20 protein-coding genes are annotated in these 20,903 nt (G+C 73.5%); 15 read left to right on the forward strand and 5 right to left on the reverse strand.

Translation table 11 applies throughout. The features are described from left to right. Positions 1–58: 58 nt before the first annotated feature. Positions 59–676, reverse strand: a complete 618-nt coding sequence (locus IAG44_RS05435) for an Rv1733c family protein (protein WP_187745984.1) — start codon at positions 674–676, stop codon at positions 59–61. 272 nt (positions 677–948) lie between these two features. On the opposite strand from IAG44_RS05435, the gene IAG44_RS05440 reads away from it, so the two are divergent. Together IAG44_RS05440 and IAG44_RS05445 are read left to right on the forward strand one after the other, a co-directional pair. Next, a complete protein-coding gene (locus IAG44_RS05440; RefSeq protein WP_187745985.1) occupies positions 949–2,037 on the forward strand; it encodes a WD40/YVTN/BNR-like repeat-containing protein in 1,089 nt (362 codons plus the stop codon). 358 nt (positions 2,038–2,395) lie between these two features. Then, positions 2,396–3,169 carry an AfsR/SARP family transcriptional regulator gene (locus IAG44_RS05445; RefSeq protein WP_187745986.1) on the forward strand — a complete coding sequence of 258 codons (774 nt, stop codon included), beginning with the start codon at positions 2,396–2,398 and terminating at the stop codon, positions 3,167–3,169. A gap of 172 nt (positions 3,170–3,341) precedes the next feature. Here IAG44_RS05445 and IAG44_RS05450 read toward each other — a convergent pair whose 3' ends face one another. After that, the gene (locus IAG44_RS05450; protein ID WP_187745987.1) at positions 3,342–4,340 is read right to left on the reverse strand and encodes a bifunctional lysylphosphatidylglycerol flippase/synthetase MprF; all 999 of its coding nucleotides are present in this window, start codon (positions 4,338–4,340) and stop codon (positions 3,342–3,344) included. A 217-nt stretch (positions 4,341–4,557) separates the two neighbouring features. Between IAG44_RS05450 and IAG44_RS05455 the strand changes: the two genes are divergently transcribed. The 12 genes from IAG44_RS05455 to IAG44_RS05510 are packed head-to-tail and all read left to right on the forward strand — an operon-like array spanning position 4,558 to position 15,273. After that, positions 4,558–6,246, forward strand: coding sequence for an aldehyde dehydrogenase family protein (locus IAG44_RS05455; protein WP_425508422.1), 1,689 nt, complete (start codon positions 4,558–4,560; stop codon positions 6,244–6,246). 53 nt (positions 6,247–6,299) lie between these two features. Next, positions 6,300–7,436, forward strand: coding sequence for an acyl-CoA dehydrogenase family protein (locus IAG44_RS05460; protein ID WP_187745989.1), 1,137 nt, complete (start codon positions 6,300–6,302; stop codon positions 7,434–7,436). A gap of 9 nt (positions 7,437–7,445) precedes the next feature. Further along, positions 7,446–8,720, forward strand: a complete 1,275-nt coding sequence (locus IAG44_RS05465) for an aspartate aminotransferase family protein (protein WP_187745990.1) — start codon at positions 7,446–7,448, stop codon at positions 8,718–8,720. A gap of 2 nt (positions 8,721–8,722) precedes the next feature. Continuing rightward, a complete protein-coding gene (locus IAG44_RS05470) occupies positions 8,723–9,223 on the forward strand; it encodes a type II toxin-antitoxin system RatA family toxin (RefSeq protein WP_187745991.1) in 501 nt (166 codons plus the stop codon). Continuing rightward, positions 9,223–9,687: a hypothetical protein gene (locus tag IAG44_RS05475; protein WP_187745992.1), complete on the forward strand. Its 465-nt coding sequence runs from the start codon at positions 9,223–9,225 to the stop codon at positions 9,685–9,687. The genes IAG44_RS05470 and IAG44_RS05475 overlap by 1 nt, the downstream gene beginning before the upstream one ends. Further along, entirely contained in the window at positions 9,684–10,232 is a 549-nt protein-coding gene (locus IAG44_RS05480; RefSeq protein WP_187745993.1) for a flavin reductase family protein, read from the forward strand. The genes IAG44_RS05475 and IAG44_RS05480 overlap by 4 nt, the downstream gene beginning before the upstream one ends. Before the next feature lie 2 nt (positions 10,233–10,234). Beyond that, entirely contained in the window at positions 10,235–11,194 is a 960-nt protein-coding gene (locus IAG44_RS05485) for a ferritin family protein (RefSeq protein WP_187745994.1), read from the forward strand. After that, a complete protein-coding gene (locus IAG44_RS05490; protein ID WP_187745995.1) occupies positions 11,191–12,246 on the forward strand; it encodes a fatty acid desaturase family protein in 1,056 nt (351 codons plus the stop codon). The genes IAG44_RS05485 and IAG44_RS05490 overlap by 4 nt, the downstream gene beginning before the upstream one ends. After that, positions 12,243–13,253, forward strand: a complete 1,011-nt coding sequence (locus IAG44_RS05495) for a beta-ketoacyl-ACP synthase III (RefSeq protein WP_187745996.1) — start codon at positions 12,243–12,245, stop codon at positions 13,251–13,253. Before IAG44_RS05490 ends, IAG44_RS05495 begins: the two co-directional genes overlap by 4 nt. A 42-nt stretch (positions 13,254–13,295) precedes the next feature. Beyond that, the gene (locus IAG44_RS05500) at positions 13,296–13,535 is read left to right on the forward strand and encodes an acyl carrier protein (protein WP_187745997.1); all 240 of its coding nucleotides are present in this window, start codon (positions 13,296–13,298) and stop codon (positions 13,533–13,535) included. After that, positions 13,535–14,770 (forward strand): beta-ketoacyl-[acyl-carrier-protein] synthase family protein, encoded by a 1,236-nt coding sequence (locus IAG44_RS05505; RefSeq protein WP_187745998.1) that lies wholly within the window; start codon positions 13,535–13,537, stop codon positions 14,768–14,770. The genes IAG44_RS05500 and IAG44_RS05505 overlap by 1 nt, the downstream gene beginning before the upstream one ends. A 20-nt stretch (positions 14,771–14,790) precedes the next feature. Beyond that, the gene (locus IAG44_RS05510) at positions 14,791–15,273 is read left to right on the forward strand and encodes an SRPBCC family protein (RefSeq protein WP_187745999.1); all 483 of its coding nucleotides are present in this window, start codon (positions 14,791–14,793) and stop codon (positions 15,271–15,273) included. A 101-nt stretch (positions 15,274–15,374) separates the two neighbouring features. Here IAG44_RS05510 and IAG44_RS05515 read toward each other — a convergent pair whose 3' ends face one another. Genes IAG44_RS05515 through IAG44_RS05525 form a run of 3 tightly spaced genes read right to left on the reverse strand, consistent with a single transcriptional unit; the run spans position 15,375 to position 20,037 of the window. Then, positions 15,375–16,076 carry a GDSL-type esterase/lipase family protein gene (locus IAG44_RS05515; RefSeq protein ID WP_187746000.1) on the reverse strand — a complete coding sequence of 234 codons (702 nt, stop codon included), beginning with the start codon at positions 16,074–16,076 and terminating at the stop codon, positions 15,375–15,377. A gap of 38 nt (positions 16,077–16,114) precedes the next feature. Continuing rightward, positions 16,115–18,460 carry an MmgE/PrpD family protein gene (locus tag IAG44_RS05520; protein WP_246561513.1) on the reverse strand — a complete coding sequence of 782 codons (2,346 nt, stop codon included), beginning with the start codon at positions 18,458–18,460 and terminating at the stop codon, positions 16,115–16,117. Next, complete coding sequence (locus IAG44_RS05525) at positions 18,460–20,037, reverse strand: MFS transporter (RefSeq protein ID WP_187746001.1); 1,578 nt, start codon at positions 20,035–20,037, stop codon at positions 18,460–18,462. Before IAG44_RS05525 ends, IAG44_RS05520 begins: the two co-directional genes overlap by 1 nt. 179 nt (positions 20,038–20,216) lie before the next feature. Between IAG44_RS05525 and IAG44_RS05530 the strand changes: the two genes are divergently transcribed. Next, a complete protein-coding gene (locus tag IAG44_RS05530; protein ID WP_187746002.1) occupies positions 20,217–20,852 on the forward strand; it encodes a TetR/AcrR family transcriptional regulator in 636 nt (211 codons plus the stop codon). Positions 20,853–20,903: the final 51 nt, after the last annotated feature.

Genomic DNA, 20,903 nt, shown 5'->3' on the forward strand with positions numbered 1-20,903 from the left:
TCCGATAAGTCACCCTCCGCCGCTGCCACCCCGGCCCGCTACCCGCCCCGTCTGCCCCTCACCCCGTCTGCCGCCGCCCCCACAGCGGGTCGAAGCGGGCCCACTCCACCCCCCACTGCTCCACCCGGCGCCGCTCCAGCCGGCCCCGGAGCAGGCGGCCGGTGACGAAGGGGATCGCGGCGGAGGTCGCGCCGGCGAGGGTGCCGACGAGGGTGGAGCGCAGGCGGGCCTGCGCGGGGGTGGTCGGCTCGGTGACGAGGCGCCCCCGCGCGTCGGTCCAGACGTCGACGTGGGTCCCGGCGGGGCTGCCCGCGGCGACGCGGACCTGCCCGGTGCGGGGCGTGCCGTCGGGGCCGGGCCAGGTGACCCTGGTCCAGAGGTGTTCCGTCCGGGCGGGGCTCTCCGGCTCGGCGGCGGGCGGCGGTGCCGACTCCGTGAGGGTCCCCTCGACCGTGTGCCACTCGGCGCGCTCGCGCGCGAGCCCCCGTTCCATGCTGCTCGCGGCGGCCCACCCGGCGAGGACGCCGGCGCATACGGCGAACGTCCAGGCGCCCAGCAGCACCCACGCCTCGACGACGTCGGAGCGCCGCTTGAGCGGATTGCGCCGCCAGCGCCAGAGCAGCACCGGCGGACGCCCGCCGCGCCCCAGCCACATCCCCGGACCACGGAACGCCATCGAAGCCTTCCTCCTCATGAGCACGCGAACATCCCCCGACCGCACTCCCATACGAAGCGGGCCGCCCGGATGCTCAGGGCGAGACCTGTGACCCGACGTTCCCACGCACCCCGCCACCCGCGCAGGCGACCGTGGAAATGTGGTCCACGACGCATGCTCGAAACTCTGTCCGACGCCGCTGACCTGCGGCGACGCGGGCTCCGGAGGTCAGTGTCAGTGGTGGGGTGCAGACTGGCCGAGCTGGGACAAGGACGTCGCGGAGGTGACCGGAAATGACCGAGGTGCTGCTCGCCGTGGGGACCCGCAAGGGGCTGTTCATCGGGCGCGGGAGAAACGGCGCGGACTGGGAGTTCGACGAGAGTCCGTACTTCAACGCGCAGGCGATCTACTCGGTCGCCATCGACACGAGGGGCCCGTCCCCGCGTCTGCTGGCGGGCGGCGACAGCGCGCACTGGGGCCCGTCGGTCTTCCACTCGGACGACCTGGGGCGGACGTGGACGGAGCCGGCCAGGCCCGCGGTGAAGTTCCCGCAGGACACGGAGGCGTCGCTGGAGCGGGTGTGGCAGCTGCACCCGGCGGCGGCCGAGCCGGGCGTGGTGTACGCGGGTACGGAACCGGCGGCGCTGTACCGCTCGGAGGACCGCGGCGAGAGCTTCGAACTGGTCCGGCCCCTGTGGGAGCACCCGACGCGTTCGAAGTGGGTGCCGGGCGGCGGCGGGGAGGGCCTGCACACGGTGCTGACGGACGCCAGGGACCCGCGCGTGGTGACGGTCGCGGTCTCGGCGGCGGGCGTGTTCCGCACGACGGACGGCGGCGCGAGCTGGGCGCCGTCCAACTCGGGCGTCTCGGCGGTGTTCCTGCCGGACCCGGACCCGGAGTTCGGCCAGTGCGTGCACAAGGTGTCGCGGGACGCGGCGGACCCGGACCGGCTGTACCTCCAGAACCACTGGGGCGTGTACCGCAGTGACGATGGGGGCGCGCACTGGAAGGACATCGGCGCGGGCCTTCCGTCGACGTTCGGCTTCGCGGTCGCCGCGCACCCGCACCGGGGCGGCACGGCGTACGTCTTCCCGATCACCGCCGACGCCGACCGCGTCCCCGCCGACCGCCGCTGCCGGGTGTTCCGTACGACGGACGCGGGCGAGACGTGGGAGCCGCTGTCCGCCGGCCTGCCCCAGGACGCGCACTACGGCACGGTGCTGCGGGACGCGCTGTGCACGGACGACGCGGACCCGGCGGGCGTCTACTTCGGCAACCGCAACGGCGAGGTGTTCGCCTCCGCCGACGACGGGGACACCTGGCGGCAGCTCGCCTCACACCTGCCGGACGTCCTGTGCGTACGCGCGGCGGTCGTCGGCTGACGCACACCGGGCAACGCCACCACATGTGACGTGCGTCACAATTAACACCCCTGGTGGTGACTCTCGGTGAGCGGATGAGGATCAGCCGCTTTCGGTGCCCGCCAGGGGCCTTTGCCGCTCATTGACTCTTTGTGGAGCGGGGTGATCCGTCGATTCACAGGTTCCGACGCCCCGTCGGCCCGGGGTCGGTGCATTGACCACCCCCAGGTGAGGGCATTACTGTTCGAGAGATGGTAGCCACGGGGGAAGTCGCTTCCATATGCAGTCTTTCATGTGCGGTCATCTCCTTCACTTCGATCCGCCATTCCCCCGTGTCTCCTCGCGTTTTCGCGCAGCACACTCGGATGTTGGAGTGAGAATGGAGATTCGCCTGCTGGGCTCGTTGGAGATGAGCGACGAGCATATTTCGCTGAACATTCCCGGGGAGAAGTTACGCGCCATCGTCGCGACTCTGGCCCTGACTCCCCGTCACCCCGTCTCCCGCAATTCCCTCGTCGACGAGCTCTGGGGAGAGAACCCACCCCGGCACGCCGAGAACTCGCTCCACGGGCACATCGCGCGGCTGCGCCGCATCATCGCGGCCCGCACCGGCACGGGCAGCCTCCGGGACCTGATCACGACCTCGACCTTCGGCTACGCGCTCGCGGTGCCGGACCGCGCCGTCGACGCGCTGCACTTCTGCGACCTGGTCCGCAGGGCGGCGCTCCTCCAGGACTCGGCCCCCGAGGACGCCGTCCGGTTGCTCACCGAGGGGCTGGCGCTGTGGCGCGGCCCCGCGCTGCTCGACACCGGCCACGGCATGCTGTGCCGGATGGCCTCCACCCGCTTCACGGAGACCCGGCTGACGGCCTACGAGCAGCTTTTCGACGCCCAGTTCGCGCTGGGCAGGTACCGCGGCGCGGTCACCGAACTGGAGCAACTGCACGCCCAGTACCCGTTGCGGGAACGCTTCTGCGAGCAGTTGATCACCGCGCTGTACCGTTCCGGCCGGCAGGCCGAAGCGCTCGACGCGTACCACCGCACCAGGCAGCGCCTCTCCCAGGGCCTCGGCCTGGAACCGGGCCACGCCCTGCGCACCCGCTTCCAGCAGATCCTCCGCCAGGAACCCCTGACCGGAGCGGCCGGCTTCTGACACACCCCGGGCACACGACGGGCGCACACCGGGCACGCACCAGGCACCCGCCGAACACCCGCGACCCGGCGCCCCCGACCCACCACCGGGCCAGGGGCGCCGGCCGACACCCCCACCCCGAGCACCGCCCCACAAGCACCACCCCGCAAGCCCCCACACACAAGCCCCCCCCTCAGATCGACCTGGTCACCCGCAGAATCTGCCAGATCGCCCCGAACCGAGCCCGCCCGTGAAACGCCAGATACTCGGGCAGCACCAGCTGGGGCCCCCACTTCTCCTTGTACGCGAGCTGACTGGCCGCCGGATAGACCTTCTCCCCGTGCCCGGCGAGAAACCGCATGAACCGCGCCGTCACCGCACTCGCACCCCCCACCTCGACCGCCGGATCGAGCCCCGTGAACGGCGTGAATCCAAAGTGCAGCCACTCGACCCCCTCCGCCCGGAACACCCCGATGGCGTGCGCGTTGACCGCCTCCATCACCCCCGGCGGCACCGCGCTGTCGCGTCGGCTGAGGTCGTGCAGCCACCCGGGCCGGGCCCCGTACGCGGGCGAATAGGAGATGTACGCGACGACGGCCCCCTCGACGCGGCCGACGAACAGCCGCCGCTCCCCCTGCGCGGGCCCGCCGCACTGCCCGACAAGGAACTCGATCTCCTTGACGTGCCGGCCCTTGCCGCGCAGCCAGCGCCGGTCGAGCGCCGCGATCTCACCGGCGACGTCGGCGTAGGCGACCTCCTCGACCCGCAGCCCGCTGCGCCCCGCCCGGGAGATCTTGTTGCGCAGCTTCATGAACCGCGTGCCCTTCAGCGTGAACTCGGGCAGCCGCAGCGAGAACGACGACCCCACCTGGTTCACGGTGAATCCGCAGCGGGCGTAGAGCTCGGCGTCGGTGCGCTGGAGCTGGATCGCGCAGACCCTTTTCCGCGCCCCCCGCGCGAATTCCAGAAAGGCGCGCAGCACGTCCTCCTGTTCCTCCTCGGGACCGAAAGCCCCGCCGAACTGCACCAGATAACGGCCCGCTGTCCGATAGGCGACGAACCCTTCCGTGCCCGGCCGGGAGAAATACTCGGTCCCGGTGTTCAGCGCGAGGAAAGCGCTCGGATTGTCGGCGTGTTTCCGCAGCGACCGCGCGACGGAGTCGAAGGCCACCGAATCCTCAGTCGTGGACATCTCGTCCCCCTGTCGTCCGGCAGGGCACGGATTCACCCGCGCGCCCGTTTTCCGCAGATTCTCGGACGCCCGGCTTCGATATCCCTGAAACGGCCGTCTCAGTCCCGTCTCAGGGCCTTCTCAGCCCTCGCTGGAAGATTACGCAGCGCAGCCGGAGCCGACATGCCGACTGCCCGGAATGCCGACTGCTCGGCACGCTGACGAAAGCGGGGGACGTGTGAACGGCACGCGCAGGACGGGAGGTGCGCCGCCCGCCCAGGAGGAGGTCCGCCTCGCGCCGGGGACCCCGACGTATCTCTCCTACGTCGACGGCAAGAACATCCCGAGCACGGAGTGGATCTACGTCCTGGACGCGGCGGCGCTGCTCGACGACGCGTTCGCGAGTCTGACCCTGAAACGGAAGCTGGAGCGCGGCCGGTGGCCGGCGGACCGGGCGGCCGGGAGCACCCTGCCGGCCACGATCGTCGGCCGGGTCGCGAAGGCGGGCCGCGACACGGTCGTCCAGGCGCTGGAGGCCGCCGCGCGGGCCGGCCGGGTCTGGTCCGCGGTGCCGCTGGACGTCCGTCTCGACCAGCTCGGCACACTGCTGCGGGAGCGGCTGGCGGAGCGGGCCGGGGAGATCACGGACATCCTGGTGAAGGAGGGCCACCCGCTGGCGCTGGCCCGCTGGCAGGTCTCCGGCATGCTGGAGTGCTTCGGGCCGGAGTCGCTCGGCTTCTACCGCGCACAACTGCTCCAGGAGTTCCGGCACGGGGTCCGGGAGATCTCCGTGCGCCGGCAGCCCGACGGCGTCGTCTGTCTCAGCCCGCCGCAGAACGCTCCGCTGTCGAGCGCGCTCCTCGGGGTGACCTCGCTGTTCGCGGGCAACACCCTGGTCGTGCGGGCCCCGCGCAGTGCGCCGCTCGGGGTGATGTACGTGCTGCACGAGGTGGTCGTGCCGACGCTGGAGGAGGTCGGGGCGCCGCCCGGCACCCTCGGTGTGGTGTGCGGGGATCCGGCGCCGATGCTGAACGCCTGGCTGGACAGCCCGTACGTCGACGACGTCATGTACTTCGGCAGCAGCGAGAACGGCCTCAGGTTCCAGGAGCGCTGTGTCGCCGCCGGGAAGAAGCCGGTCCTCGAACTCGCCGGCAACGACGTGGTGGTGGTCTGGAAGGACGCCGACGTCGAGCTGGCCGCCGAAGCGCTCACCGAGAGCTTCTACGGCTCGGGCCAGCTGTGCATGATCCCCAACCAGGTGCTCGTCCACCCGGACGTCGCCGAGCCGCTGACCGCCGAACTCGCCCGCCAGAGCGCCCTGGTGAGGCCGGGGTACGCCGGTGAGGAGGGCGTGCTGCTCACCCCGGTGCTGCGCAACGAGAAGTTCTTCTCGTGTCTCGCGGACGCGCTCGACCGGGGCGCGGAGCTGGTGTGCGGCGGCCACGCCATGCAGCTCGACGGGGTGCGGGACACCGGCGGCATCTTCCTCGAACCGACCGTCGTCGTGGTGCGCGGCCTCGACGGGGCGCGCGAGGTGCGGGCGGTGGCGCACGAGACGTTCTTCCCGCTGCTCCCGCTGATCGTCGCGGAGCGCTGCGACGGCGACGACGACGAGCTGCTGGAGCGGTTCATCGACTGGGTCAACAGCAACGACTACGGGCTGCGCAACTCCCTGTGGACGGGCGACCGCGCGGTGATCGACCGGTTCACCGCCCGGGTCACCAAGGGCGGCCTGCTGAAGGTGAACGACTCGCACATCGGTTTCCTGCCCTACCTGCCCACGCACGGCGGCACGGGCCTGACCGGCGGCGTGTTCGGCGAGGCCAACTACCCGGCCCTGCGCACCTCCCACGTCCAGGGAGTCAGCGTCAGCGGCCGTCCGCTGCGCCCCCGCGAGGCCGTCTTCGGCACCGACCGCGCCCGCTGACCCCGCCACCCCGTCCGAACGTCCCGTATCCACCACCGACCCTGAGGAAGCCCATGCGTGCCCTGGACGCGGCCCGGGAGACCTGCGAGAGCTGTCTGCCCGGCCTGCTGAAGAAACTCGACGACATCCCGCTCGCCGACCTGGAGCGCCCCGAGAGCCCGGGGCTCGGCCACTTCCGGGCCGCCGGGGGCCCGGCGCTGGTGATCCCGAAGGAGTACCGGGGCATCGGCGCGACCCCGTTGCAGGCGCTCGCCGTCGTGCGGGCGATCGGCGCCGTGTCGCCGTCGCTCGCCGTCGCGACGACGATGCACCACTTCTCCGTGGCCACCCTGTTCACCCTGGCCGACTCGATCAAGAGCAGCGGCATGGAGTGGGCGCTCCTCGAAGGGATCGCCGAGCAGAACCTGCTGGTCGCCTCCGGGTTCGCGGAGGGCAGGCCGGCGCAGGGCATCCTCGCGCCGACCATGCGGGCGACGGCCGTCGAGGGCGGCTACGTCGTCAACGGCGCGAAGAAGCCGTGCAGCCTCTCGCGGTCCATGGACCTGCTGACGGCGAGCGTCGCGCTGCCCGCGCCCGACGGGGGCGGGGACATGGCGGTGCTGCTGGTGCCGCGCGCCACCGAGGGCATCACCAGCCACCCGTTCTGGCGGAGTTGGGCGCTGGCGGGCGCGGAGAGCGACGAGGTGCGGCTGACGGACGTGTTCGTCGACGAACAGCTGATCATGCGGACCGAGTTCGGGGCGGCCGGTGAGCTGGACCAGTTGCAGACCGTCGGGTTCATCTGGTTCGAACTGCTCATCTCCGCCTCCTACCTGGGGATGGTCTCGGCCCTGGTGGAGCGCGTGTACCGGGCGGGGCGCGGCGGCGACGCGGACCGGGCGGACCTGATCGCGCGGCTGGAGGGGGCGAACCTGCTCCTCGAAGGCGTCGCCCGGATGCTGGCGGACGGCGAGCGCGACGACGAGGCGCTGGCGAAGACCCTGGTGGCGCGGTACGCGGTGCAGGACGCGCTCGGCGAGAGCGTGAACCGGGCCGTGGAGACGCTGGGCGGCATGGCGTTCATCGGCGCGTCCGACGTGGCGTATCTGGCGGCCGTCTCGCACGGCCTGACCTTCCATCCGCCGTCCCGGGCGAGTTTCCGGGCCCCGTTCCTCGCGCACGTGGCGGGCGAGCCGCTGCGGCTGGCCTGAGGAGGCGCCGTGACCGTGCCGGACGTCCTGCCCGACCGCCATGAGCTGGGCCGCCTCTACCGGGGCCGGCTCAGCAAGGGCCGCGCCACCCTCGGTGAGCTGTTCGGCGGCCATGTCGAGGTCGCCTCCGAGGGCGCCCACGTCTTCACCGCCGACGGCCGCAGGTTCCTCAACTGCGGCGGCTACGGCGTCTTCCTCACCGGGGCGCGCCACCCCGCCGTCGTGCGCCGGGTGGCGGCGCAGTTGCACGCCCACCCCGTCGCCACCCGTATCTTCCTGGAGCCGCAGGCCGCGCTGGCCGCCGACGCCCTGGTGTCCGTCGCGCCCGAGGGGCTGAGCCGGGTGCACTTCGCGGGGTCGGGCGCCGAGGCGGTGGAGACGGCCATCAAGCTGGCCCGTACCCGGGGCCGCACGCGGCTGGTCGCCACCGACGGCGGCTATCACGGCAAGACGATGGGCGCCCTGTCCCTCACCGGCAAGAGCCTCTTCCAGGACCCGTTCCGCCCCCTGCTGCCCGGCACGGCGCACGTCCCCTACGGCGACGCCGGCGCCCTGCGGGACGTCCTCGCGCGGATCCCGGGCGAGGGCTGCGTGTTCGTGGAGCCGGTGCAGGGCGAGGCCGGCGTGGTGATCCCGCCGCCCGGCTACCTGACTCAAGTGGCGGCGCTGTGCCGGGAGTTCGGCGCCCTCCTGGTCCTGGACGAGATCCAGACGGGGCTCGGCCGGCTGGGCACCTGGTGGGGCGCGGACGCGGAGGGCGTCGTCCCGGACATGCTGCTCGTCGGCAAGGGGCTCAGCGGCGGGGTCGTCCCCGTGTCCGCGGTCGTCGCCACCCCGGAGACCTTCGCGGCCTTCGACCGGGACCCCTATCTGCACACCTCGACCTTCTCCGGCGCGCCCCTGGCCATGGCCGCCGCGCGCGGGGCGATCGAGGCGATCCGGGACGACGACCTCGTCGCCCGCGCGCGGACGCTCGGGGCGCGGCTGCTGGCCGACCTGCGGGCGATCGTCACCGGCCACTTCGGCGGGGCGGTGCGCGAGGTGCGCGGGCGCGGGCTGATGCTCGGTGTGGAGTTCGCCGAGCCCGGCCCCGCCGGGGACCTGCTGATCGAGCTGATCCAGCACGGCGTCATCGCCAACCACTCCCTCAACTCCCATCTCGTCCTGCGGCTGACGCCGCCCGCCGTGCTCGACGACGCGGACGTGGACGTCCTCCGCACGGCGATGGACCGCGCCTGCCGGATCCAGGCCGCCCGCTACACACCGACCCCTGGAGGTGTCTGACCATGCGCAGCGCACAGGTCACGATCCGCGCGGTCGCCGTCGCCCCCGCCGACGCGTTCGACCGGGTGAAGGACTTCGCCGCCTATCCCGCGCTCTCCCCCGTCGTCCGGTCCGTACGGGTGACCCGGGCGGACGCGGGCACGGAGCACAGCGAGTGGGAGGTGTACTTCCGCAACGGCGTCCTGCGCTGGAGCGAGACCGACACCTTCGACCGCGCCGGCCTGACCATCGCCTTCGCGCAGGACGACGGCGACTTCGCCGAGTTCTCGGGCGTCTGGCGGATCCGCGGCGACGGCGAGGACAGCCTGATCGACTTCTTCACCGAGTTCGACTTCGGCATCCCGAGCCTGGCCGGGATCCTCGACCCGGTCGCCGAGCGCGTGTTCCGCGAGACGATCGGCCTGGTCGTCACGGGCCTGTTCGCGAAGGCCGAGATCGTGGGCGACGAAGCGCTCGTGCGGGCCGTGGAGCTGGCCCGCGAGCGGACGGCGGGGGCGCGCTGATGGACGCCAGGAACACCTTCGACACGCCCGTCACCCACCGGCTGATCCGCGCCGAGTACGCGGTGGGCCTCGCGGTCGCGGCCGGCTTCTTCCTCGCGCACCTCTCCGAGGTGCGGTGGCTGCCCGCCGTGGCCCTGTTCCTCTACATCGACCTGATCGGCTACATCCCGGGCGCGATCGCCTATCACCGCAGCCGGGACAAGAAGATCTCCAAGGTCTACTACGTCCTCTACAACACGATGCACAGTCTGGCCACGCAGACGGTCGTCGCGCTCGTCTGGATCTGGCTGGCGGGCGCGGAGTGGGCGCTGCTGGCCCTGCCCCTCCACCTCTTCGGCGACCGGGCCCTGTTCGGCAACTTCCTCAAGCCGTTCGCCCTGGACTTCGAGCCGGTGGCGCACCCCGCGTTCCAGCGTTTCCGGTCCGAGTACGCCGGCCGGCTCGACGCGAGGCCGGCGCCGTGACCGCCCCGATCGCCTCGTCCCCGGTCGCCCGCTGGCCGGAAGGCAGCCGCACCGCCTCCGCCCGTGCCACCGCGCACCGGCTCGCGACCGGCGTGACCGTCCTGACGTGCGGCCGCGACGAGGGCACCCACGGGGTCACCGTCAGCACCCTGAGCCTCGCCTCGACGAGGCCGCCGATGGTGTCGGTGGCCCTGCGCCGGGGCAGCCGGGGCCTCGGCGCGCTGCTTGCGGCCGGCGCCTTCGCCGTCAACGTCCTGGGCAGCCGGCAGGACCCGCTGGCCCGGCACTTCGCCCGCGCCGACCGGGGTGACGGGCTCGCCCGGCCCGGCCGCGAGGTGTGGGCGGGGCACACCGCCGACGGGGTGCCGCTGCTGGGCGGCGCCGTCGGCTGGCTCCAGTGCCGGGTGACGCGCACCGTGCCGGCCGGCGACCACGAACTGGTCCTCGGCCTGGTGACCGGCGCCCGGCTCGGCACCGCCGAGAGCCCGCTGCTCACCTTCGCGAAAACCCTCCACCGGCTGCCCGACGACACGAACCGGAGCTGACCATGACCGACTCCACCGTCCCGCCCGAGGCCGACTGGGACCGCGCGCCGTCCCTGGTCGACGGCGCGGGCTCGCTCGAACTGACCGCCGCCGGCTGCGACCTGCGGTACTGGCTGCGCGCCGTCCCCCAGGGCACCCTGCGCGGCAAGGTCCTCGGCCACGACGAGGACGTCCGCCCCCACGAGGTGACCCGGCGTCCCGGGCCGCTGAACGACGCGCTCACCCAGGAACTCGCGTTCCGCTCCGTCGCCGAGGACAAGGCGACCCGCGCGCTCGGGTACCTGGTGGCGCTCGCGCCCGACACCGCGACGCTGGAGTTCTACACGACCCAGCTGATGGACGAGGCCCGGCACGCGATGGTGTTCCGCCGCCACCTGCTGAGCCTGGGCGTCGCCGAGCACGACCTCTGCACAGCCGTCGACCGGCTCGCCGGCGCCGACCGGGACGCCGTCCTCGTCCCGCTGGAGAACCTGGGCCTGGACGTGCTGCGCGAGCGGCGGGACTTCATCGGCGGGGTGGTCGTGCTGACGATCCTCGTCGAGGGGGTCCTCGCGCCGGCCGCGCAGCTGTCCGAGCTGAAGTGGCGGGTGTTCGACCCGGCCGCCGCCGACGTCGAGCGGGGCGCCGGCATCGACGAGATCCGCCATCTCACCGTGGGCAGCTCCATCGCCCGCGAGCACCTGCTCGCCCGCCCCGAGGACCGGGAACGCCTCCTCGAACTGATCACCCACGGCCGGGCGCTGTGGGAGAAGCTGCCCGTCACGGACATGGTGCTGCGCCGCGAGACCCTGTTCCAGCAGGGCCTGGACGCGCACCGCGACCTCGTGGGCGACCACGAGATCTGGCCCGGCCGCCGCCTCGCCGACACCACGGTCGAGGAACGGCTGGAGACCGCCCACGCCTGGGCCGAGTCGATGCAGCGCAAGCGGCTCGCGTACATGGGTCTGGAGGAGGCGATATGACCACCGCCGACACCACGGACGTCCGGGGCGCGGGCGGCTCCGGCACTCTGGAGGAGATCACCCGGATCGTGCGGGACGCCGGGCTGATGGACGTCAGGCCCCGCTGGTACGTCTACAAGATCGCGGCCAACTTCCTGCTCCTGACGGCCGGCTGGACGGCGTTCGCGCTGCTCGGCGACACCTGGTGGCAACTGGCCGTGGCCGGGTACCTGGGGCTGATGTTCGGGCAGACCGACCTGATCGGCCACGACGCGGGCCACCGGCAGATCGTCCGCACCCGCAGGGCGGGCAACGCCATCGGCTACGTGCACGGCAACCTGCTGACCGGCGTCAGCTTCGGCTGGTGGGTCAGGCACCACACGGCCCACCACAACTACCCCAACCACCTCTCGATGGACCCGGACATCCTGCGCCGGCAGGTCATCTTCGAGGCGGGCGACCGGGTCAAGCGCACGACGCGGTTCCAGCGGTTCGTGGTGCGCCACCAGTCGTGGATGTTCTTCGTGCTGATCACCCTGGAGGGCGTGCGCCTGCACCTGTCGGGCTACGTGGCCGCGCGCCGGGGCGCGCTCACCAGGTACCGCACGGCCGAGCTCACCGTCATCACCCTGCACCTGGTGGCGTACACCGCCGCGCTGTTCGCCGTCCTGCCGCCCGGCAAGGCGGTCGCGTTCCTCGTCCTGCACCAGGCCGTGTTCGGGTTCTACATGGGGCTGATGTTCGCGCCCAACCACAAGGGCATGCCGGTGCGCGACGGCGCGCAGGAGGAGCTGGACTGGCTGACCCGGCAGGTCGTCACCTCCCGCAACCTCAGGCCGAGCCGGCTGGGCGACTTCTTCTACGGCGGCCTCAACTACCAGATCGAGCACCACCTGTTCCCGTCGATGCCGCGCACCAACCTGCGCCGGGCGCAGCCCCTGGTGAAGGCGTTCTGCCTGCGCAGCGGACTGCCCTACGAGGAGGTGTCGGTCCTCGCGTCCTACCGTGCGGTGGCCGGTCACCTCGACGAGGTCAGCGGCCAGGTGGCCCGGCTGGAGAGCGGGGTCTCGTGAGCGGCCCGGCGGCCGTCGTGTGCGGGCTCGGCACCTGGGTGCCCCCGTACGCGCTGACCAACGAGGAGCTGTCGGCGCTCGTCGACACGTCCGACGCGTGGATCCGCAGCCGCACCGGCATCGGCCGGCGGCACATCGCGGACGCGGCGACGGCGACCAGCGACCTCGCCGTCGAGGCGGGTGGCCGGGCCCTGAAGTCGGCCCGCGCGCACGCCGGTCCGGGGGTGGACGCGGTCGTCGTGGCGACGACCACCCCCGACCGGCCCTGTCCGGCGACCGCCCCGCTGGTCGCGGCCCGGCTGGGGCTCGGCACGGTGGCTGCGTTCGACGTGGCGGCCGTGTGCACCGGCTTCCTGTACGGGCTCGCCGCCGGCGCGGGACTCATCGCCGCGGGCACCGCAGGGCGCGTCCTGGTGATCGGCGCCGAGACGTTCTCCCGCATCCTCGACCCCGCCGACCGGGCCGGGCGGGCGATCTTCGGCGACGGCGCCGGGGCGGTGGTGCTGCGCGCCGGTGAGGCGGCCGAGCCCGGCGCGCTGGGCTCCTTCGACCTGGGCAGCGACGGCACCGGCAGCGATCTGATCGCCGTGCGCACCGGCGGCTCGCGGCAGCCGTACCCGGCGGCCGGGCAGGCGGCGGACCCGTACTTCCGGATGAACGGCAAGGCCGTCTTCCGGGGCGCCGTCGAGCGGATGACCGCGTCCTCGCGCCGGGTGCTGGCCCGCACCGGCTGGGCCGGGCAGCGGCCCGACCTGGTCGTCGCGCACCAGGCCAACCTGCGGATCCTGCACGCCGTCGCCGACCGGCTGGGGGTCGCGCGCGCGGACTGCTACGTCAACCTCGACCGGGTCGGCAACACCGCCGCCGCGTCCCTCCCGCTCGCCCTGGGCGACGCCGGGCGCGACGGCGTCCTGAACGCGGGCCACCGGGTGCTGCTGACCGCCTTCGGCGGCGGCCTCACCTGGGGCGCCTGCACCGTGACCTGGCCGGACATCGAACCGGCCTGAACCCGAACCCACGCATCACCACGACCGACAGGAGTTCCCGTCATGAGCGACGTCTACCACCGCATGGTCCGCCTGCTGCAGACCGGCTTCGGCCTGGAGCCCGACGAGATCAGCCCCGACCAGACCTTCGACGACCTGGAGCTGGACTCGCTGGCCATGGTCGAACTCTCCCTGGCCGCGCAGGAGGAGTTCGGGGTGCCGGTCGACGACGAGGACATCAGCCCGCAGGACACCGTCTCGCGCGCGGCGGAGGTCATCGAGGCGAAGGGCGTGACCGTCTGATGGCGGCTGCCGCCCGCTTCGACGCGGCCGTCACCGGCGTCGGGATGGTGAGCTGCGCCGGGATCGGCGTCCCGGCGTCCTGGGCCCGGATCCGGGAGGGCCGGGGCACGGCGGCGGGGCCGGTCCCCGCCCTCGACGGCACCCCCGCCGACTTCGGCTGCGCCGTGCCCGGCTTCGACCCGGCCGCCGCGGTCGGCCGGCGCCGGGCCTGGCGCCTGGACCGGTGCGGTCAGCTCGCGCTCGCCGCCGCGGCGGAGGCGGTCGCGGACGCCGGTCTCGACCCGGCCGGCTGGGACGGCGCCCGGGTCGGCGTCGTCCTCGGCAACGGCATCGGGGGCGCCGCCACCTGGGAGAAGCAGCACGACGTCCTGCGCGACGCCGGGCCGCTCAAGGTGTCGCCGCTGCTCATCCCGATGCTGTCGGTCAACATGTCGGCCGGGTACCTGGCCATGGAGTACGGGGCGCGCGGCCCCAACTTCGTGACCGCCACCGCCTGCGCCTCCGGGACCACGGCCATCGGCATGGCCCGCGAGCTGCTGCGGACCGGACGGTGCGACGTCGTGCTGACCGGCGGCACCGAGGCGCCCCTCGTGCCGTCGATCGTCTCCGGCTTCAGCCAGATGGGCGCGCTCTCCAAACGCCGCGCCGACCCGGCCGCGGCCTCCCGGCCCTTCGACGCGGACCGCGACGGCTTCGTCCCTGCGGAGGGCGCCGCCGTCCTCGTCCTCGAACGCGCCGAGCACGCGCGGGCCCGGGGTGCCCGGATCAGGGCCCTGGTCAGCGGGTACGGGGCGTCCGCCGACGCGCACCACGCGACGGCGCCCGATCCGCGGGGCGCGGGCGCCGAACTCGCCGTGCGCGCGGCCCTGTCGGACGCGGGCGTCACCGGCGCGGACGTCGGCCACGTCAACGCGCACGGCACCGCCACACCGCTCAACGACGTGTCCGAGGCGCGGCTGATCCGCCGGGCCGTCGGGCCGCATCCGGCGGTAACCTCCACCAAGGGCGTGGTCGGTCACGCGCTCGGCGCCGCGGGGGCGATCGAGGCCGTGGCCACGGTCCTCACCGTCGAGGAGGGCCACGTCCCGCCCACCGCGAACCTGGACAGCCTGGATCCGGAGGTCGAGCTGGACGTGGTGGCCAAGACGGGCCGTGACCTGGCGGTCGAGGTCGCGGTGAGCAATTCCTTCGGGTTCGGCGGCCAGAACGCCGTCCTCGTGTTCAGCAGGGCCTGACGACGGAGGGGAGCCGGGGCGTGGGCGGGGAACGCAGGTGGCGGGTCGAGGAGAGCGTGCTGGTGCGGGCCACGCCCGAGCGGGCCTACCGGGCGATCAGCGACGTACGGAGGATGGGCGCGTTCTCGCCCGAGTGCGTCGGGGTCTGGGTGCGCCGGCGCGGGCCCGTCACCCTCGGCACCCGGTTCACCGGCTTCAACCGCAAGGGGCCCTGGCTCTGGTTCACCGACTGCCGCGTCGTGCGCGCCGACCCCGCCCGCGACTTCGCCTTCCGCGTCACCAGCTTCGGCCTGCCGATCGCCCTGTGGGGCTACCGCTTCACGCCCGAGCAGGACGGCACCCTGGTCACCGAGTACTGGGAAGACCTCCGCACCGGCCGCAAGGGCCGGCCCGCCGAACTCCTCGGCTTCTTCACGGGCACCAGGCCGGAGGTACGGCACCGGGTGAACGCGGAGGGGATGCGGGCGACGCTGGGGAGGCTGAAGGCGGAGCTGGAGGGGTGAGGGCCGCTTCGGGGGCGGTTTCGCAGGAGTGCGGGGCGCTGTGCAGGCAGGTCAGGTGGACGGGCCGGTCGTTCCTGGTGGACGGCCGGCCCGCCCTCTGCTCAGCTCCCCGGTGAGCCGCCCAGTGTCCGGACGACGGCCGCCGCCGTCAGCGCGTGGCCCCGGCTGTTCAGCCGCCAGGGGTGCGCGCTCCACGGGTCGGTGCCGGACGCGTCCGGGTACGTGCGCGCGTACGCGTCCGCGTAGGCGGCCAGGTCGACCTGGACGCAGCCGTGCCGCAGGGTCACCGCCTCGACCCGTTCGGCCAGCAGGCGCCGGCGGGCGCGCAGGACGGCGTGCCGCTGCGCCGGGACCCGGGCGGAGCGCGTCAGGTCGAACGGCGTGATCACGACGACCGTCCGGCAGCCCGCGCCGCGCAGCGCGGCCAGGATCCTGCTCAACTCCAGCTCCAGGGCGTCCGGTTCGAAGGACCGCGCCCTCGACTCCGGCCCGCCGCAGGCCAGGAGCGCCAGGTCGGCGCCGAACCCGAGGGCGTCCGCGAGCTGGCAGGACCGCACCTCGGACAGCGACAGCTCCCGCCTCGCCCGCAGTTGAAGGCACGCGGCTCCCGCGTCCCCCTCCCGCAGCGCCCCGGCCACCCGGTCGCTCCACGCGGTCCGCGCGTACCCCGGCACGACGGCCATCCCGGCGGAGTCGGCCACGCTGTCCCCCAGCACGACGGCCCGCCGCCATCCGGCACCGGCCAGCAGCACGCCGGCTTCTCCGGGGGCCAGGCAGCGGGGGTCGGTGTGTTCGTCCGGCATCGGGCGCACCCCCCTTGTCGGTCGGAGCCCCTGTGTCGTCATGACTCCCGGGGCAGCCGGCGGATACGTGCCGTGTGGCCGGGGAGGTGTTCCTCGGCGCGCATCCGGACGATCTCTCCCCACGGCACGGACCCGCTGAACACCTCCTCGCCCTTCTCGCCGACGAGGCGTACGGCGACCGGGGTGGAGTGCCGCTCCTGGGGCGTGCGGGCGAGCAGGCCGACGAACTCGGCGGCGTTGCGGCGGACCAGGTCGACGAGGACGTCGTGGTCGGCGCGGGACGTCAGCTCCTCGATCGCCTTCGGGTCCATCGCGGGGCCGTTGTCCAGCCGGGGCGCGGTACCGGCGAGGATCTGCCGTGCCGTGGTGGCCAACAGGCGGTCGCTGAGGGCGATGTGGGCGAGGGCCCGGTCGATGCCGGGTTCGGCCGGCGAGGGCTCGCCCGGTGCGGTCTCGGCCGATGCGGGCTCGGCCGGCGAGGACTTGGACGGTTCGGCCTCGGCCAGTGCGGGCTCGACCAACGAGGGCTCGCCCAGTGCGGTCTCGGCCGATGCGGGCTCGGCCGGCGAGGACTTGGACGGTTCGGCCTCGGCCGGTGCGGGTTCGGCCGGCCGGCTGTCGCGCGCGGCGGCGATGAGGGCCGCGTAGGCGTCCTCCAGGGGGGCGGTGTCCATGACGGGGCCTTTCCGGGCGGCTCGGGTGTCTCGCGCGGCTGCGGTGTCTCGGGCAGCCGGTGCGACCGCGGTGGCTGGGGTGACTGCGGTGCCTGGGATGCCTGGGGTGTCGTCCCCGGCGCCATGAGCGGCACGGGCGTCGGGCGCGGCGAGGGCGAGTTCCAGCAGGTGCCGGACCTCCCCGGGACCCAGCTGTTCGAGCCGGTCCACCAGATCGGCGGCGTACGGATCACCGCCGCACGCGAGGAACTTGGCGCGCGCGAGCGCCAGATGACCGGCCCCGTCCACGCCCCCCGCACCCCCCGCCGCCCCCACCGCGCCCCGCCTCTCCGCGCACACCTCACGCCCGTCCCGCAGCCGTACGGTCACCCGGGCGCCGAGTTCCTTGGTGGCCCACCGGAAATCGGCCTCCGGCTCCAGCCGGTCCGGCGGCAGACTGTCGGCGGCCCGCGCGTCGACAGCCCGTACCCACGCCTCGGCCCGCTCCCCCGCGCGCCGCAGCGCCTGCCCGAGCGGGGCGGTGGCGAGCAGAGCCCGGCGGCTGAACTCCGGGGCGTGCTCGGTGCGCACGCGTGCGGCCAGGGCCCAGCGGTCGGGCCGGTCGACCGCCGGAGGCGCGAGGTCGGCGGGGAGCAGGGAGCCGGTGAGGAGGGCGGTGGCGACGTTGTAGGGGAGGGAGAAGTTGAGGGCGGCCACGCTGGAGCCGGGACCGATGCGGTGCCGGCGCGCGATGCGGTCGAGTCCGGCGGTGAAGATCGACCCCTCGACGACGACCTCGTCGATGTCCTCCACCCCGGCCCCCGCGAGCGCGTGGTGCAGTTCGGCCGCGCAGTCGACGGCGGCGCTGGTGTAGGCGCTGCCCGGGTGGACCTTGTAGGAGAAGGTCTCCGTGTGCCAGAGGGTGCCGAACCCGGCCAGCGCCTCTTCGGGCAGGGGGAGGTCGGCGAACCGGCTGAGGAACCCCTCCGGGTGTTCGAGGACGTCCTCGGGTCCGGTGAGTCCGCACCGGGCCCCGTCGCAGGCGCTCAGTCCGATCAGCACCGGCGCCGCCGCGACCAGCAGTTTCGCGTCCGTGCTGAAGAACCCGCGCGAGAGGGTCCAGGTCGGTACGGAGAACGCCATGGCGAGCGCGTGCGTCCAGGTGCCGGCGTCCGCGTCCTCGGCGCGCAGCCGGCCGGCGACGGCGCCCGCGAGGTGGGTGTGGCCCGCCGTCTGGCCCCGGAAGGGGCCCAGTGTCGCGGCGGCGGTGATCCGGGCGGCGGTCTCGTTGGCGGCGAGGACGGACGTCAGCAGGCGCCGTCCGTCGAGGCCGAGGGGCCCGGCGTGGGCGAGCGGGACGTTGACCGTGGAGTGCGACAGGTGTCCGGCGTACGCGGTGTCGTCGAAGTCCAGGCAGACGGTCGCCGTGCACAGGGACCGCGCGGCGTGCTGCGGGTCGTCCTGGAGCGGGCCGCCGTAGGCCCGGACGATGCGGGCGCCGAGGGGGTGCGCGTATCCGGCGCGGGCGGCGCCGAGCTGGCTGAGGAGCTGGCTCTTGAGGTGGCCGACGACCCGCTCGGGGGCGTCGTCGAGGTCGAGCCGGGCGGCCCAGCGGGCGAGGCGACGCAGGATGCCGGGGTCGGCGGGCTGCGGCTCGGGCGCGCCAGGGTCGGTGGGCCGAGGCTCGGGCGCGCCGGGTCCGGTGGGCTGCGGCTCGGGTGTGCCGGGCATCAGGAGCGCTGTCCCGCGGTGTCCGCCGGGACGCTGTCCGGGCCGGCGGCGGGTTCGGCGGCGGGCCCCGTGCCCTTGAGGAAGACCAGCGCGCACAGGCCGCCGAGGAGGGCGCCCGCGCCGGCGATCTGGAAGGCGAGGTCCATGCCCTGGACGTAGACCGGGCCGACCGCGTCCAGCACCGTGCCCCGGACGTCCGGCGGGAGGGCGGCGGCGCGGGACAGGTCGCCGTCGCCGAGGAGTTCGACGGCCTTGGCCTGTGCCTGGGCGGGGAGGCCGGTGCGGGCGAGCGCGTCGGGCATGCCGTCGCGCAGGTGCCGCAGGAGCAGGGCGCCGGCGAGGGCGACGCCGAAGACGGTGCCGACCTGGCGGAAGGTGTTGGAGACGCCGGAGGCGGTGCCGGCCTGCTCGTTCGGCACGGAGCCGAGGAGGGCGACGGTGGCGGGCGCGCCGGTGAAGGAGACGCCGACGCCGAGGAGGATCAGCGACCACCAGTAGCCGCCGAAGCCGGAGCCGGCCTCCAGCGCCGTGAGCCCGACGAGGCCGCCCGCGCTGAACAGGGAGCCGATGAAGATCGGCAGCCGTGGCCCGGCCTTCGCCGCGACCACGCTCGCGGCGAACGAGGCGATCATGATCGGCACGGTGAGCGCGAGGAACCGGACGCCGGTCTCGACGGAGCTGAGCCCGTTGACGCTCTGGAGGTACAGCGTGAACAGGAAGATCACCGCGAACAGGCCGAACAGGCTGAGGAAGTTGACGATCCCGGCGACGACCACGATCGGGCTGCGGAAGAAGCCCATCGGCAGCATCGGGTCGGGCCGGCGCAGCTCCCACAGCACGAACAGCAGCAGCGTCACGGCCGACGCGGCGAACGCCCCGAGGATCACGCCGGACGTCCAGCCCTCGCCGTTGCCCTCGATCAGGCCGTACGCCAGGGCCGCGATCGCCGTGATGAACAGCAGTTGCCCGAGCGGGTCGAGCCGGCGCCCGCGCGCGGAGCGGTTCTCGGTGAGGAGCCGGGCGAGGACGAGGGTGGCGACGACGCCGACGGGGGCGTTGACCCAGAAGATGCTCTGCCAGCCGTAGTGGTCGACGAGGAACCCGCCGAGGACGGGGCCGGTGGACAGCGCGATGCCGCCGACGCCGGCCCAGACACCGATCGCCTTGGCGCGGGCGGCGGGGTCGGCGTAGGCGGCGGAGACCAGGGCGAGCGAGACCGGGATCATGACGGAGCCGCAGATGCCCTGGAGGGTGCGGCCGACGAGCAGCACCCCGATCGAGCCGGACAGCGCGCACAGCACGGAGGTGAGGGTGAAGCCGACCAGGCCCGCGAGGAAGATCTTCTTGCGGCCGAGGATGTCGCCCAGGGTGCCGGCGGTCAGCAGCAGGCAGGCGAAGGTCAGCGTGTAGGCGTCGATGATCCACTGGAGCTGTGTGATGTCCGTGGAGAGGTCTTCCTGGATGTCGGGCAGCGCCACGTTCACGATCGTGGCGTCGAGGTAGACCATGAACACGCCGAAGCACAGGAAGGCGAGCAGGAGCCCCTTCCGCTGGTTCGGTGCGGTGGTGTCGCTCATCGGGATTCCCTCGTGTCAGAGGTCGCGGGCAGGTCCCGGGGACGCCGGGGCGGAGCGGAGCCGGTGCGCCTCAACGCTAATGACCGACGGTCAGTCAGTCAACTGACCGACGGTCGGTCAGGTAGATTGGGAGGGATCCCCGGCACCTCGCGGCGGGTCCACGGACAGGAGACGCGCCCATGGCAACGGCAGCACAGGCAGACCCCGGCAGGCCCGCGCGCCGCAAGCGCCGCACCATGAGCCCGGACGACCGCCGCGCGGCACTGCTCAAGGGCGCCACCGAGGTCTTCCGCCGCAAGGGCATCGCGGCGGCCACGGTCGCCGAACTGGCCGAGGCGGGCGAGGTCGCCAAGGGCACCTTCTACCTCTACTTCGACTCCAAGGACCACCTGCTCGGCGCGCTGTGGGAGGAGTACGTCGACGGGTTCCTGCGCGACACCCGCGCCATGCTCGACGAGGGCGGCGCCTGGTGGCCGAGCCTGGACCGGCTGATCCGCAGCATGATCGAGCACGCCGTGCGCAACGCCGACCTGCACCGCCTCGTCTACCGCTCCGCCAACGCCAAGGCGCTGGAGCTGTGCCACGCCTCCAACCAGCGCGTCGTGGACCTGATGAGCGACTTCGTCGCGCGCGGCACGCTGGTCGGGGCCTTCCACGCGCGCGACACGCGCCTCGCCTGCCGCATGATCTTCCACGCCGCCGACGGCCTCCTCGACGACCTGATCAGCCTGGACGAGCCGATCGACCTCGAAGAGGTCACCGCGGCCGTACTGGAACTGGCCCACCGCGGCCTAGGCGCCCCTCACCTCGACTGAGACAGCCGTCTCAGCGCCGTCTCAGCGGGATGTCAGGGGCGTGCGGAAGAG

Origin of the sequence: Streptomyces roseirectus, assembly GCF_014489635.1 — a bacterium.
Taxonomy (GTDB): Bacteria; Actinomycetota; Actinomycetes; order Streptomycetales; family Streptomycetaceae; genus Streptomyces; species Streptomyces roseirectus.

Excerpts from the sequence above, each read along its gene's own strand:
- IAG44_RS05515 (WP_187746000.1), bottom strand. The coding sequence starts at position 16,076 with ATGCCGGACGAACACACCGACCCCCGCTGCCTGGCCCCCGGAGAAGCC.
- IAG44_RS05500 (WP_187745997.1), top strand. The coding sequence starts at position 13,296 with ATGAGCGACGTCTACCACCGCATGGTCCGCCTGCTGCAGACCGGCTTC.
- IAG44_RS05505 (WP_187745998.1), top strand. The coding sequence starts at position 13,535 with ATGGCGGCTGCCGCCCGCTTCGACGCGGCCGTCACCGGCGTCGGGATG.
- IAG44_RS05490 (WP_187745995.1), top strand. The coding sequence starts at position 11,191 with ATGACCACCGCCGACACCACGGACGTCCGGGGCGCGGGCGGCTCCGGC.
- IAG44_RS05520 (WP_246561513.1), bottom strand. The coding sequence starts at position 18,460 with ATGCCCGGCACACCCGAGCCGCAGCCCACCGGACCCGGCGCGCCCGAG.
- IAG44_RS05440 (WP_187745985.1), top strand. The coding sequence starts at position 949 with ATGACCGAGGTGCTGCTCGCCGTGGGGACCCGCAAGGGGCTGTTCATC.
- IAG44_RS05450 (WP_187745987.1), bottom strand. The coding sequence starts at position 4,340 with ATGTCCACGACTGAGGATTCGGTGGCCTTCGACTCCGTCGCGCGGTCG.
- IAG44_RS05525 (WP_187746001.1), bottom strand. The coding sequence starts at position 20,037 with ATGAGCGACACCACCGCACCGAACCAGCGGAAGGGGCTCCTGCTCGCC.
- IAG44_RS05435 (WP_187745984.1), bottom strand. The coding sequence starts at position 676 with ATGGCGTTCCGTGGTCCGGGGATGTGGCTGGGGCGCGGCGGGCGTCCG.
- IAG44_RS05475 (WP_187745992.1), top strand. The coding sequence starts at position 9,223 with ATGGACGCCAGGAACACCTTCGACACGCCCGTCACCCACCGGCTGATC.
- IAG44_RS05445 (WP_187745986.1), top strand. The coding sequence starts at position 2,396 with ATGGAGATTCGCCTGCTGGGCTCGTTGGAGATGAGCGACGAGCATATT.
- IAG44_RS05530 (WP_187746002.1), top strand. The coding sequence starts at position 20,217 with ATGGCAACGGCAGCACAGGCAGACCCCGGCAGGCCCGCGCGCCGCAAG.
- IAG44_RS05485 (WP_187745994.1), top strand. The coding sequence starts at position 10,235 with ATGACCGACTCCACCGTCCCGCCCGAGGCCGACTGGGACCGCGCGCCG.
- IAG44_RS05470 (WP_187745991.1), top strand. The coding sequence starts at position 8,723 with ATGCGCAGCGCACAGGTCACGATCCGCGCGGTCGCCGTCGCCCCCGCC.
- IAG44_RS05460 (WP_187745989.1), top strand. The coding sequence starts at position 6,300 with ATGCGTGCCCTGGACGCGGCCCGGGAGACCTGCGAGAGCTGTCTGCCC.